The organism is Segatella copri (genome assembly GCF_019127135.1).
In the GTDB taxonomy this organism is placed as follows: Bacteria; Bacteroidota; Bacteroidia; order Bacteroidales; family Bacteroidaceae; genus Prevotella.
Genome location: NZ_JAHOEA010000010.1, coordinates 1 through 14,231, shown reverse-complemented (window position 1 = coordinate 14,231; position 14,231 = coordinate 1). Strand labels below are relative to the sequence as shown.

Here is a 14,231-nt window from a genome sequence, read left to right as displayed (position 1 = left end):
ATATAACGACAAAACCTGTGACATGGTTACCGTCTGCGATGCAAAATTAAGAAAAATAGAAAAGATTTGCAAACATTTTAGAGAATATCTTCGCGATGTATGCAAATCTTAACCTAAAACTAACATTGGAGGCAGAAAACCAATCCTAACCTACATGAAAACTCTTCATCCATGAACCTCTGAAGAGGCGGATAAGGAAGAGGATTCCCCTGAATGTGAGTTCGGTAGCCATCGCTATCCATACTCCCTCCAAGCCATAACTCTTGGAAAGCGCATAAGCCAGAGTGAGGCGCACCAGCCACATGGTACCAAGATTGATCATCGCCGGTTTCCTGGTATCGCCCGCTCCTACACAAACACAGTAGGTCACGATGCTGGCTGCAAAGAATGGTTCAGCAAAAGCCTCGATGCGCAAACAGATGGTACCCATCTCACGGATACTTTCTACCGGAGAAAGAACGCCAATCATCTCAGAAGCAAAGACATACATCACCACTCCCATCACAGCCATCACAGCCATTCCAAGTCCTACTGTCATATAGGCAAAATTCTTGCACAACCCTACTCGCCCTGCTCCATGCGTCTGTCCCACCAGAGTAGTAGCCGCATCACCAATACCATAACCCGGCATATAGCAAAGACTCTCTGCCGTAATAGCAAAAGAATGGGAAGCAATGGCTATATTGCCAAGAGGTGCCACAATCATGGTACTCACTATCTGCGCCCCGCTCATCAATATGTTCTGTATGGCTATCGGAATGCTGATTTTACAGGCATTATGAACATACGACCTGACCCAACGGAAACGGACATGGTCCTGACGGAGATTCAGTATCTTATTCTTGAAACCTGCAATAAAAAGATTAGGCAGAGAGATGCAGACGTAAGCCATTGCCGTTCCTAAGGCAGCCCCCACAACACCCAACTTCAGAATATAGATAAACAGGTAATTGAATATCACATCGCAGATGCAAATCAATACTGCCATCACACTAGGCGTATGCATATTGCCCGCCGATTTCAGCATCATCTCGGATATATGATAAAGGAAAACGAATGGCAGTACCAGACCGTATATCAGAAAATAGCGAGAGGAATTGGTGGCTATATCAGCACCTCCACCCAGCCAATAAGGCAGATAAGAATGAATGCCGACACAGAGAAGAGAAACAAAAATGCTGAACGCCACACCGCAAATCAGCGCATGACGAAACACCTGACGGGCATTTGCAAAATCATTAGCTCCGATAAAATGAGCCACCTGTACTGAAAAGCCAGTAGCCGCAGCACTGAGCAAACTACCAATAAGCCAGGTAGTTGACTCAATCAATCCAATACTGGCAGAAGCCTCTGCTCCCAGATGACCCACCATCGAAGCATCGATGAAGAACATCATCACCGTAGAAATCTGAGCCAACATAGAAGGTATACTCAACCCTACAATAAGATTGAGTTTCTCGCGCCGATCCATCTCCCTACCCAGGCGAATCGACTCCATCAAATAATCTGTCTTCTTGCTATAAAGCATAAATTAATTTCTCGTATATCGCTCATACAAAAAAATATGTGCATATATCATTTCAAACATATGCACATACTTTTCTCTAAATCTTTATTCTTATTATTTAGTAATCCACTTCTTGCCAGAAGCTCTCTTATAACTATTGAGCACTATCTCAAAACGGAGCATTGAATAGCCTTGGATTGAAGAATAACCGCTCTCGCCATAAGCCAGCTGGTATGGAATGAACACCTGCCAATGGTCACCCGGATGCATTTTGAGCAATGCGGTGGTAAAGCCATCAACATATCCACCGGACACATTACGGGTAGGATTAGCTGTAGCTGCATCAAAAGTACCCGTAAAGCTCTGGTCGAAGACGTAACCTTCCTTATAATTATCAGTAGGAATATAACGGCCACGATAGCTCACCTGTACCGAATCGGTAAGGATTGGAGAAGTTGTACCCTCTCCCTTCTTCAGAACATGAACGATGATATTATCGCAATCCTTATAAGTAAGGGTCGCTAAATTACCATTCTGATCCTTGTTCGGAGTCTGGTTTTCGAACGTCCAGTTCTTATAAACGTACCAGCCGTTAGCTTCACCCATCTTCCTGGCATAAGCCAATGTATCGGCAAAAGCCTGCTCGTTACGCTCCTGCCAGTTGGCATATTCCGAGACTGTATCATCATCTTCGCTGCATGATGACAGTGTAATCACTGCCATCATGAGGAAGAAGAAATATTTCAAACTCTTAAGATTCATCTAAATGTATTTGGTTAATTAGAAGTTCTTGATTTCCTTGCCAAGCTTCTTCAATACGCTAGTGATGCTTACGCGCTCCTCGATGATGCTGCGAAGATCTGAGATAGCTACGCGCTCCTGCTCCATGGTATCACGATAACGCAGAGTTACCTTATGATCGTTAGGAGTCTCGTGGTCTACGGTGATACAGAATGGAGTACCGATAGCATCCTGACGGCGATAACGCTTACCGATAGAATCCTTAGGATCGCCATAGTGAGTATTGAAGTGGAACTTCAGCTCGTCAACGATTTCGTGAGCCAACTCTGGCAAACCATACTTCTTATCCAATGGGAACACAGCACACTTAACAGGTGCCAAAGCCTCTGGCAAACGCAAAACAACACGTGTCTCGCCATTCTCCAGCTTCTCCTCGCAGTAAGAGTGGCACATTACGCTGAGGAACATACGGTCTACACCGATAGATGTCTCTACATCATAAGGTACATAGCTCTCGTTCTTCTCTGGATCGAAGTACTTGATAGAACGGCCGCTGTACTTCTCGTGCTGAGAAAGGTCGAAATTGGTACGGCTGTGGATACCCTCTACCTCCTTGAAGCCGAATGGCATCTTAAACTCGATGTCGGTAGCAGCATTGGCATAGTGAGCCAGCTTCTCGTGATCGTGGTAACGGTAATTCTCATTACCCATACCGAGAGCCTCGTGCCAAGCCAGACGAACCTTCTTCCAATACTCAAACCACTTCATCTCAGTACCAGGCTGGCAGAAGAACTGCATCTCCATCTGCTCGAACTCACGCATACGGAATACGAACTGACGGGCTACAACCTCGTTACGGAAAGCCTTACCAATCTGGCAGATACCGAATGGCAACTTCATACGGCCGGTCTTCTGAACGCTCAGATAATCTACGAAGATACCCTGAGCAGTCTCAGGACGGAGATATACCTTGCTTGTAGCATCGCTGGCAGCACCCATCTGGGTAGAGAACATCAGGTTGAACTGACGGACATCAGTCCAGTTCTTGGTACCGCTGATAGGGCAAACAATACCCTCATCTTCGATAATCTGCTTCAGCATCTCCAGGTTAGGACCCTGCATAGCCTCTGTATAGCGGGCATGGAGGTCATCAAACTTCTTCTGGTTCTCCAGAACGCGAGGGTTGGTTGCACGGAACTGAGCCTCATCGAAGCTATCGCCGAAACGCTTCTTAGCCTTGGCAATCTCCTTGGCAATCTTCTCCTCATACTTAGCCATGTGGTCCTCGATGAGCACATCGGCACGATAACGCTTCTTTGAATCGCGGTTATCAATCAATGGGTCATTGAAAGCATCTACGTGTCCAGATGCCTTCCATACTGTAGGGTGCATGAAGATAGCTGCATCGAGACCAACAATGTTCTCGTGCAACAACACCATACTCTGCCACCAGTACTGCTTGATATTGTTTTTGAGCTCAACACCATTCTGACCATAGTCATAAACGGCAGCCAAGCCATCATAAATTTCACTACTTGGGAACACGAAGCCATATTCCTTGCAATGGCTTACAATTTTCTTAAAAACATCTTCCTGTGCCATGATTAAATCTTATTTTTTTCAAATTTTCGGCAAAGATACTCTTTTTTCTCGAAAAATTGTTGTATTTTTGCCATAAATTAATAAAATAAGTATTAAAAGCTATATATGAGCGACGAAATTAAAGATAAAAACGGTCTTGAAGAGGAAAAATCGCCAAATTTGGAAAATTCTTCTACAGAATCTGAACAGGATGCTGCAGAAGATGCCAATGAGGAGATTTCGACCGAAGAACATTCCGATTATAAGCCGGTGAACCGATTCGATGCTTCTGCTGTACATCACCTTAGCGGAATGTATCAGAACTGGTTCCTCGACTATGCATCGTATGTGATCCTCGAACGTGCCGTTCCTCATATTGAGGATGGTTTGAAACCGGTACAGCGACGCATCCTCCACTCTATGAAGCGCATGGACGACGGAAGATACAACAAGGTTGCCAATATCGTGGGACATACCATGCAGTTTCACCCTCATGGCGATGCGTCTATCGGAGATGCTTTGGTACAGATGGGACAGAAAGACCTGCTCATCGATACGCAGGGTAACTGGGGAAACATTCTTACGGGCGACCGTGCTGCTGCTCCCCGATATATCGAGGCACGCCTCTCTAAGTTTGCTCTCGACGTGGTTTTCAATCCTAAAACCACCGACTGGCAACTCTCTTATGATGGCAGAAACAAGGAGCCTATCACGCTCCCTGCCAAATTCCCGCTGCTCCTGGCACAAGGTGCCGAGGGTATTGCCGTGGGATTGAGCAGTAAGGTTTTGCCACATAATTTCAATGAGATTTGCGATGCTGCCGTCCACTATCTCAAGGGCGAGCCATTCCAACTCTATCCTGATTTCCCTACAGGCGGTGCCATCGATGTAAGCAAATACAATGATGGACAGCGAGGGGGTGCATTGAAAGTAAGAGCCAAAATCGACAAGCTCGACAACAAGACACTCGTTATCAGCGAGATACCATTCAGCAAGACTACAGGCAGCCTCATCGATTCTATCACCAAAGCGGTAGAAAAGGGTAAGATTAAGGCACGCAAGGTAGATGATGTTACTTCGGCAAATGTTGAGATTCTTGTGCATCTGGCACCAGGTACCTCATCAGATAAAACGATGGACGCACTCTACGCATTCAGCGATTGCGAAATCAACATCTCGCCCAACTGCTGTGTCATCGAAGACAACAAGCCTGTATTCCTCACTATCAGCGATGTGTTGCGCCACAGCGTAGACCGCACAATGGGATTGCTGCGCAAGGAGCTGATGATCAGAAAGGGTGAATTGGAGGAACAGCTCTTCTTCTCTTCTCTCGAACGGATTTTCATCGAAGAACGTATCTACAAGGAGCGAAAGTTTGAGCAGAGTAAGAGTCAGGATGAGGTTGTTGCCTTCATCGATTCAAAACTCGAGCCATTCAAGGACAAACTCTTTACTGCCGAAGTTGACGGTAAGGGTATGGTAGAATATGCCTTCCATCGGGAAATTACCCGCGAGGACATTCTCAAACTCCTGGAAATCAAGATGCAGCGAATCCTTAAATATAATAAGGATAAGGCAGACGAACTGCTGATGAAGATTAAGGCTGAACTTGCAGAGATTGAGAACGACCTGGCTCACATGACCGATGTAACCATCAACTGGTTTGAATATCTCAAGGGCAAGTATGGAAAGAACCATCCTCGCAAAACAGAAATCAGGAACTTTGATACCATTGAGGTTACCAAGGTGGTAGAAGCTAACCAGAAACTCTACATCAACCGTCAGGAAGGTTTCGTTGGTACAGGGTTGAAGAAGGATGAATTCGTATGCAACTGCTCCGACCTCGATGACATCATCATCTTCTATAAGGATGGCAAGTTTAAAGTCACCAAGGTAGCAGACAAGATATTCGTCGGCAAGAATATCCTCCATGTTCAGGTATTCAAGAAGAACGATAAGCGCACCATCTACAACTGTGTTTACCGCGACGGCAAGCAAGGCGATTACTTCATCAAGCGATTCAATGTAACCGCCATGACCCGCGACAAGTTGTATGACATCACCCAGGGCACACCTGGCAGCCGCGTCATCTATTTCACCGCCAACCCGAATGGAGAGGCAGAAATCATCAAGTGTACGATGGAGCCAGACCTGACGAAGAAGCGCCAGAGCATCTTCCTGGAGAAGGATTTCTCAGACATTCTGATCAAGGGACGTGCTGCCAAAGGAAATCTCCTGACCAAGCGCACCATTCGACGCATCGGTCTGAAGAGTCACGGCCACAGCACGTTAGGAGGCAGAAAAGTTTGGTTCGATCCAGACGTAAACCGCATCAACTACGATGAGAACGGACGCTTCCTGGGCGAATTCAATGATGATGATTCTATCTTGGTTGTACTCGACAATGGTGAATTCTACATCACCAATTTCGATGTCAACAACCACTACGAGGACAACATCATCCGCTTAGAGAAATGGGATGAGCATAAGATATGGACGGCTATCCTTTACGACGCTGACAATCAGGGATATCCATACATCAAGCGATTCACGATGGATGCCACCAAGCGCCATCAGAATTTCATGGGCGAGAACCCTAACTGCAAGCTCATCTTGCTTACCGATACGGTTTATCCACGCATCAAGGTTACTTATGGCGGTGTGGATGCCATCCGTCCTGCCGAAGAAATCGATGCCGAACAGTTCATTGCGCAGAAGAGTTTCAAGGCAAAGGGTAAGCGCCTCACGACATTCAAGATTGACAGCATAGAAGAACTGGAACCAACCCGATTCCCAGAACCTCCTTCTGAGGATAATGATGAGGAACAGGATGGTTCTGACTCAGAAAATGAAGGTGAAAACCTGGATCCGGATGCCGGCAAAAGCGAGCAACAGGTGATTGACGAACTGACCGGTCAGACCAATCTCTTCTCAGAAAAAGATTTCGAAGAAGACCAGAAGGATAAAGACTGGTTATCGAAGCAATAAAAAAGCAAAGAAAAGCAGCAAGAAAAGCGCTAAAGAAAAGCAGCAAGAAAAGCAGTAAGAAAAGCGCCCATCATAAAAAAAGGAGCTTAAGTCCCAAAAGCTTAAGCCCCCTTTTTTATTATCTAGCTATTTGCATTTCTGCATTTCGCGTTTCTCGTTTCTCGTTTCAGCAAAAAAAGAAGCCAGTCCCCCTCCTGCCCCCGTTCCAGGCGATTCCATCGCCTGTTCCCCCAGCAGTCAGTAGCCTTCATTTTTACCTTTTATACCCCGCCAGCTTTTTCAGGCAGTATTCCTTAAAGTCATTCCAGTGGTAATAAGGTGCCACATCGCTCTTGATAGGCAAAGTAGCCTCATCTTCATTCAAAAGCACCTTTACCAATACATCATTCGCCTTGTTTCTATAAAAAACAAACTGCAAATTCGTAGCCATCGGGGTAATCTTATAATCCCACCATTGAGAAGCAATCTTCTCCGGATCCTTAATCTCCTCGCCATACCCATTCAAATCCAGCAAACAGGTAAGCGGAGTAACCATTGTATCGTGTCCATATCTCAGGGTAGCACCCGGATGCGGAAGAGCGATGCAGCTATCCGCCTTCTGGATGATATTCCTCAAGAGATTGCGCTGGGAAAATGGCTGCACATTGCCCGTATAAGGCGAGTTGCCATAAGCCATCTGCCACCAGATGTTGGCATTCAGCCAGTTCTGATACAGTTCCTCCTCCGTAAAGAGGTCATAGAGCGAAACCTTGCCTCTCAGTTCCGTGCCTTGGATTGAGCTTGCCATCTCATAAAGTTTTCTGTTCAGGTCACTCTGGTTGATATTCTGCTTCACCCAGGCAGGGTCGTTGAACAGTTCCTGCATCACACGGCTATAGCTAACGTGCTTCTGTGCAAATTCCTGCTGTGCCACCTTGATACCCACGCTATGCTTCAAGCTATCCAGGTATCTGTCGCCCTGGTTCATATAATACATATCATGCTCGCTGGCATCATGGAAGATATGAAGTTTCGGATTGATACGCTGCATCTGCTGCAAACCGTTCTCCATAGAGAGGATGCATCGGATTACCAAAGTACTTCGGGCCTCAATATTCGTATTACCGGCAAAAATCTCAGGGAATCGCTCCATCATTCTTCTGGTGATACCCTGATGCTGGAGAGCTCCGAGCGGAGTCAGTTCGCCATCGCGCCCCTTCGCCTCCTCACGAATCATCTTCACCTTAGCCAGCGTTTCCTCGCCCTTAGCTGTCAGTTTGCCCTCCTGCTTCGCTTTGAGCAGAGAGAAATAAGGCACATCATAAGCCTGCTTGCCTATCATATAGCGGGAACCATGCCGCCCATAATGGCTCAGATAGAAAGGCTTATAACCTTTAGGAGCCGCAGTCAACTGCTTCTGCGGACCACGATAAGCTACATAGTTACTACCCGAAAGCGTAATATCCCGCTTGAAATCCTCTTGCGGAGTCTGTGCTGTCAGAGGCATCGCCAATGTAAGAGATGCCAATAATAATAGATTCTTTGTATTCATTGTTATCATATAATTTTGTTTGGGAAACATACAGTCTCATTTAATTCCAATTCATCAGTTTTCTCAGGAACGGAAGCAATTCTGCCGCCATCTTCCGATGCTGCAACATACTAGGATGCCAGCTGGCGCCATAACCTAAATCTCCTTTCTGGAAACTGAAATCGAAACGGTAAATGTTCTTATCGGTTTTATTGGCATCTGCACAGATTCTGTCAAGCACAGTTCGCTGCTTGCTACTCTCCTTCTCGCCGAGCATCGGACCTGTCAACATCACAATCTTTGCATGAGGATACTTGCTACGTACCGTTTTAAGAAACATGCGATAATTCTTCTCGTAGAGTTGAATATCATAATTCTTGGTAGAAAGATCGTTCGTACCCAGATTGATGCAGACTAACTGAGGCTGATACTTGGCAAAATCCCATTTTTCATCATGCTGGTCAAATAAGGTATATTCATATTGCCAAGGCATGTTATCGGCATCACCCGTCTTCGGACCATTATAATTACGATATACACCGATACCACTGCGGGAGATAGAAGTGTGCTGAGCCTTCAGACTGTCACTTACGATATTGGCATAAGTAAGCCAATGGTTCTCCGTTTCATCCTCAAAAGGATCAGACATGTTGATACTTTCTACACCATAACCGCAGGTGATGGAGTTTCCGATAAATTCAATCTTCCGGTCTGGGAGAGCTGGAGCCTCAACAAGATGACATCCCTTATCAAGAACAAATCCCCTGAATTCCGGTTTACGGAATAAGCCTTCTATCACATACATCACCTTAGCATGATGCACCCCCTTTGGCAAAGCCGCAGCCAGGGTAACAACCGAATCGCGTTCGGCATTAAAGCCCACTTTAAAAGGTTCACAATCATCAATCTGCGCCATGAAATATCCAGTTTTCGGGCGACATAGCATTTTCAAAGAAGACCCTTGGAAACTAGCCTCAATCGTAGTTCCCGGATAATTGAAACTGGCTACATCAGGATTCTTAGCAAAGCTCACACGCCCAACATACTGAATCATCGGATGAGAAGCCTTTACGATCTCTCCCTCAATAGGAAGAGTAGTTGATTTCTTCACATTTCCAGCCATCATCGTGGAAGAAACCATCAATGTAGCCAGCATCATAACCCATATTTTTTTCATATTCCTGTTATTATAGTTTTTATCTGTCCTTACTGTCCAGCCTTCGTTTTTTGCAAAATAAAAATAGAACAGTATCTGTTTGCAAAATTACCATTATTTCTCGTAAAAAGCAAGTAAAACCATCATTTTTTTCATTTTTATTCTTTTTATTCAAATTATTATTGTATCTTTGCACCCAAGAATGCGCTTGTGGCGAAATTGGTAGACGCGCTAGACTTAGGATCTAGTGGTTTAGGCCGTGTAGGTTCGAGTCCTATCAGGCGCACAAAAGAAAATGCTAAGTAGTTAATAATTAACTACTTAGCATTTTCTTTTAATATAACTACCTGTCTTTTTACACCTTTTTGTCAGATCCTTCTCCTCAAACAGAGAGATACCTACATCATCCCTTCCAGTTTTTCCTGAGCCTCGCGCATATCTTTTTCAAAATTCACATGATCTAGAAGGAATTCCGTTCTGCCTTGAGAAAGAAGAAGATAGAGCTGCGGATTCATGCCCTCTACATACTGGGCGATGGCATACTCTATATCATCACGCTGCGTAGGATTGGTGGAGAATTCAAAAACTCTGAGCTTCTGATGAATAAAGCAATATGCCGACTCTATACAATCTCTGGTGATGCCCCCTGCCAAGAGAGCATCACCATTATTATTCTGATTCATTCTCAATATCCTTTTTATTTCACGCCCTTCATCGACAAGGCGATGCGCTTGCGCTTCAAATCTACTTCTGCCACTCTCACCATCACATGCTCATGAAGCTTTACCACCTCAGAAGGATCCTGAATGTAACGGTTTGACATCTGGGATACATGAACCAGACCATCGTTGTGGACACCTATATCTACAAAGGCACCAAACTTGGTAATGTTGGTAACAATGCCCGGCACAACCATGCCTACCTGCAAATCCTCTATCTCCTTGATGCTGGCATCAAACTCAAACTTCTCTACCTCACCACGAGGATCCAAGCCCGGCTTGTCAAGCTCAGCCATGATATCGGTCAAAGTAGGCATACCCACCTCGGCACTCACATATTTTCTGATATCAATCTTCTTCTGCAGCGCCTTGTCTTCTACCAGCTGCTTCACCGTTACGCCCTGATCTTTCGCCATCTGCTCTACCAGCGCATAGCGCTCCGGATGAACGGCACTGTTATCCAAAGGATTCTTAGCGCCTGGAATGCGGAGGAAGCCGGCACACTGCTCAAAGGCCGAAGGACCCAGACGTGGCACCTTCTTCAACTGGGCACGGGAAGCAAAGGCTCCATTCTCGCGGCGATATTCCACGATATTCTTGGCAAGCGTAGGTCCCAAACCGCTCACATAGGTCAGGAGATGCTGCGATGCGGTATTCAGGTTGACACCCACCGAGTTCACGCAACTCATTACCACCGTATCCAGACTCTTCTTCAACTGAGTCTGATCCACATCATGCTGATACTGTCCCACACCGATGCTCTTCGGATCAATCTTCACCAATTCTGCAAGCGGATCCATCAGTCTTCGTCCGATGCTCACAGCACCACGCACGGTAACATCCTCATCCGGGAACTCATCTCTTGCAATCTTCGAAGCCGAATAGATAGAAGCGCCATCCTCGCTCACCACATAGATATCTACCGGATGAACGAAATCGATACTATGCAGCCAGTCGCTGGTTTCGCGGCTTGCCGTACCGTTACCTACAGCCATTGCCTCCACCTGATACATCTTTACCATGCGCTGGATGGCAGCCGTAGCCTCGCTCTTCCTGTTGCGGGGAGGATGAGGATAAACAATTTCATGATGAATCAGATTGCCCTGCGCATCAAGACAGCAAGTCTTGCAACCATTGGCAAAACCTGGGTCAACCGCCATCACGCGTTTCTGTCCGAGAGGAGCCGCCAACAGAAGCTGGCGCAGGTTTTCGGCGAAGACCACAATAGCCTCCTCATCCGCCTTCTGCTTGCTGAGCGCAGCAAATTCGGTTTCAATGCTAGGTTTCAGCAGTCGCTTAAAGGCATCATCCACCGCTTCACCCACCAGCGTCTGGCACTCACCGAAACCATGTACATAGTGGCGCTTCAGTTTATCCTGACACTGCTCATCATCAGCCGAGATGCTGACACGCAAGAATCCTGCCGCCTCGCCTCTACGCATAGCCAGCAGTCGGTGCGAAGAACATTTCTTCAATGGTTCTGAGAAATCGAAATAGTCGGAGAAGCGCTGCGCCTCTTCCTCATCCTTCTTCTTGGCTACCACCTTAGAAGTGATGATGGCACCGCGTCTGAACTCACCGCGAATCTGATTGCGGCTCTGCTCATTCTCGCTTACGGTTTCGGCGATGATGTCCTTGGCTCCCTGAAGTGCAGCCTCCACATCCTTCACCTTATCACCCACAAACTTCCTGGCAGCCTGTTCCGGATTGCGCTCACGCTGGAAGAGGAGCAGCTGTGCCAGAGGCTCCAAACCTGCCTCACGTGCTATCTGTGCACGGGTGCGGCGCTTTGGCTTATAAGGAAGATAGATGTCTTCCAGTTCGGTGGCATCCCAGCACTGTTCGATGCGTTTTTTCAGTTCATCCGAGAGTTTTCCCTGTTCCTCGATGGTTTTGAGGATAGTCTCCTTTCTCTTCGCCATCTCAGAGAGTTTCTCGTTAGCCTGTGCGATGGCTTCAATGTTTACCTCGTCCATATTACCGGTTTTCTCCTTGCGGTATCGCGAGATAAACGGAATGGTGCAGCCCTCTTCGAGCAGCGCCAGAGTATTTTCTACAGCCTGCTCCTTCAGATTGAGCTGGGCTGCTATCAGCTTTGTAAATTGATTCATTTATGATATTTATAAAATAAGATTCAAACTGTTTGTTCATGCAAAGATAGAGAAAAAAGTTGGTTTGCCCAAATATTCCCTCATATTATTTGGCGGTTTCACTAAAAAATCGTAGCTTTGCAGCAGAAATAGCTTTAGATACATTCAGCATGCCTACTTTTCTTGATTTATATCAACAATACGGCTTGTTTTGCAAGAAAAACTGAGAAATAGTTTTGAGTTTTAAGTTATTTCCTATACCTTTGCCGCCGAATTAGAGAGTGCAGGGCATGTCTGGGATGTGCTTTGCTATCATAAATAAGGGGCTGAAAAGCTACCTGATTAGAGTGATAAAATAAAGTAATAATTAAAAGAAAAGATTGATTATGAAAAAGATTATGTTGAGCCTTGCTATGGCTCTCGTTTCAGTTTGCGCTAGCGCACAGGTTTACATCGGTGGTACTGCTGGTATTTCCAGCAACAAGATCGGTGATGGTGACAGCAAGACAGCTTACACCTTGATGCCTGAGATTGGTTACGAATTCAACAACAAGTGGGAAGCAGGTCTCGAGATTGGTATCAAGAAGGGCGAAGTTTGCAAGCTTTCTCCTGTAGGTGAATCTACAACATTCACTGTAGCTCCTTACGTACGTTACACAGCCGTAGAAACCAAGTTGGTTAACCTCTTCTTAGAGGGTACAATCGGTTACAGCAGTTACAGCAAGGGCGGTGGCGATTCTTACGAGGTAGGCATTAAGCCAGGTTTGGCTGTTAAACTTTCAGACCACGTAAACTTCATCACAAAGGTAGGTTTCCTCGGTTACAAAGGTTATTCTCCTGACCATGGTGACAACTCATCAACATTCGGACTTAACGTAGATGCGAGCAACATTTCATTTGGTGCTATCTACAAGTTCTAATCTTAGGGTGCTCATTTACTCATAAGCAATAATATCAGGGGCGCAAGCGATTCCTTTCATGGAAACAGCTTGCGCCCCATTTTTTATCTGCAAGCGAACACGCTTTTACTCTTCACTCTTCACCTTTCCTTCGGAAACCCCTGTGTTTATCGGCATTCCGAGGGGTGAAGAGTTTGCAGCGACTCTTCACCCCCTCTTCACCACTCTTCACCGATTCCAAAGACTAACAGGCGTAAATTGCAGCGCAAGACCGCTAGGCGTCCCTGAGGAGGGTGTGTCATAAGTCTGGATGTTGGTGCATAACAGTTGACCATCGCATGCACATCACCTGTTGTGCATGCGCATATCAGCTGTTATACAAGCGCACAACAGCTGTTGTGCGACCGAAGATACAGACTGCCTCAACAACATATTCTTACTCATCCAACAACATATCCTAGCTCATCCAACAACATATCCTTACTCATCCAACAACAAGAAAAGGGTGAATCATAAATTTATGACACATCCTCTGCCGAACCAGCTAAGGTGAAGAGTGGTGAAGAGTGGGTGAAGAGTGTCCATGAACTCTTCACCCCTCGAAACGCCCATAAACACTGGGGTTTCCGAAGGAAAGGTGAAGAGTGAAGAGTATTTTCTTATCCCTTACTTACAACATTTTTACAGGCATTTACGCTGACTGTTGCATTAGAACAGCCAACTAGCGAGCGTACGGCTAGTCAGCTGTTCTACATCCGCCTGTACACTATTTCCGATTAACAGCCAACTTATTCCTCGGCAGAATATTCTTCCATAACAAGGCTATAAACGCTAAGTACTAATAAAAACTCTCTGGCAGCTATAACGAAATTGGGGACAAAGGAAACTTTTTAGCAAAAATAAATAACTGAAGTTTCGCATGTGGTTCAAGTACGGGCTGAAGGCCCAAAAGCTCCTAGCCCAGGGAGGGCACTGAAAAAGGTATCCAATTTTAAGTTGCATAGCTTGTTTTTGAACTTTAATTCTTGTCCAAGAAGCAT

The 14,231-nt window shown here is 45.8% G+C and carries 9 protein-coding genes and 1 tRNA gene; 3 read left to right on the top strand and 7 right to left on the bottom strand.

What is annotated here, in order from left to right; genetic code table 11:
- Window positions 1-145: 145 nt before the first annotated feature.
- The 3 genes from KSW37_RS04290 to KSW37_RS04280 all read right to left on the bottom strand — a co-directional run bounded on the left by KSW37_RS04290 (window position 146) and on the right by KSW37_RS04280 (window position 3,850).
- Entirely contained in the window at window positions 146-1,528 is a 1,383-nt protein-coding gene (locus tag KSW37_RS04290) for an MATE family efflux transporter (protein WP_217313488.1), read from the bottom strand.
- Window positions 1,529-1,621: 93 nt separating this feature from the next.
- Window positions 1,622-2,269, bottom strand: a complete 648-nt coding sequence (locus KSW37_RS04285) for an FKBP-type peptidyl-prolyl cis-trans isomerase (RefSeq protein ID WP_153082942.1) — start codon at window positions 2,267-2,269, stop codon at window positions 1,622-1,624.
- Between the two features lie 18 nt (window positions 2,270-2,287).
- A complete protein-coding gene (locus KSW37_RS04280; protein ID WP_006848488.1) occupies window positions 2,288-3,850 on the bottom strand; it encodes a glycine--tRNA ligase in 1,563 nt (520 codons plus the stop codon).
- Window positions 3,851-3,955: 105 nt separating this feature from the next.
- On the opposite strand from KSW37_RS04280, the gene KSW37_RS04275 reads away from it, so the two are divergent.
- Window positions 3,956-6,817, top strand: a complete 2,862-nt coding sequence (locus tag KSW37_RS04275; RefSeq protein ID WP_254368551.1) for a DNA gyrase/topoisomerase IV subunit A — start codon at window positions 3,956-3,958, stop codon at window positions 6,815-6,817.
- 253 nt (window positions 6,818-7,070) lie between these two features.
- Here KSW37_RS04275 and KSW37_RS04270 read toward each other — a convergent pair whose 3' ends face one another.
- Entirely contained in the window at window positions 7,071-8,348 is a 1,278-nt protein-coding gene (locus tag KSW37_RS04270) for a histidine-type phosphatase (RefSeq protein WP_217313489.1), read from the bottom strand.
- A gap of 40 nt (window positions 8,349-8,388) precedes the next feature.
- Window positions 8,389-9,504, bottom strand: a complete 1,116-nt coding sequence (locus KSW37_RS04265) for an SGNH/GDSL hydrolase family protein (RefSeq protein ID WP_217313490.1) — start codon at window positions 9,502-9,504, stop codon at window positions 8,389-8,391.
- Between the two features lie 183 nt (window positions 9,505-9,687).
- On the opposite strand from KSW37_RS04265, the gene KSW37_RS04260 reads away from it, so the two are divergent.
- A tRNA-Leu gene (locus KSW37_RS04260) sits at window positions 9,688-9,769 on the top strand.
- A gap of 112 nt (window positions 9,770-9,881) precedes the next feature.
- Here KSW37_RS04260 and KSW37_RS04255 read toward each other — a convergent pair.
- Together KSW37_RS04255 and KSW37_RS04250 are read right to left on the bottom strand one after the other, a co-directional pair.
- Window positions 9,882-10,166 carry a hypothetical protein gene (locus tag KSW37_RS04255; RefSeq protein ID WP_006848511.1) on the bottom strand — a complete coding sequence of 95 codons (285 nt, stop codon included), beginning with the start codon at window positions 10,164-10,166 and terminating at the stop codon, window positions 9,882-9,884.
- A 14-nt stretch (window positions 10,167-10,180) separates the two neighbouring features.
- Window positions 10,181-12,313 (bottom strand): Tex family protein, encoded by a 2,133-nt coding sequence (locus KSW37_RS04250; protein ID WP_117693382.1) that lies wholly within the window; start codon window positions 12,311-12,313, stop codon window positions 10,181-10,183.
- A 365-nt stretch (window positions 12,314-12,678) separates the two neighbouring features.
- On the opposite strand from KSW37_RS04250, the gene KSW37_RS04245 reads away from it, so the two are divergent.
- Window positions 12,679-13,212 carry an outer membrane beta-barrel protein gene (locus KSW37_RS04245; protein ID WP_217313491.1) on the top strand — a complete coding sequence of 178 codons (534 nt, stop codon included), beginning with the start codon at window positions 12,679-12,681 and terminating at the stop codon, window positions 13,210-13,212.
- Window positions 13,213-14,231: the final 1,019 nt, after the last annotated feature.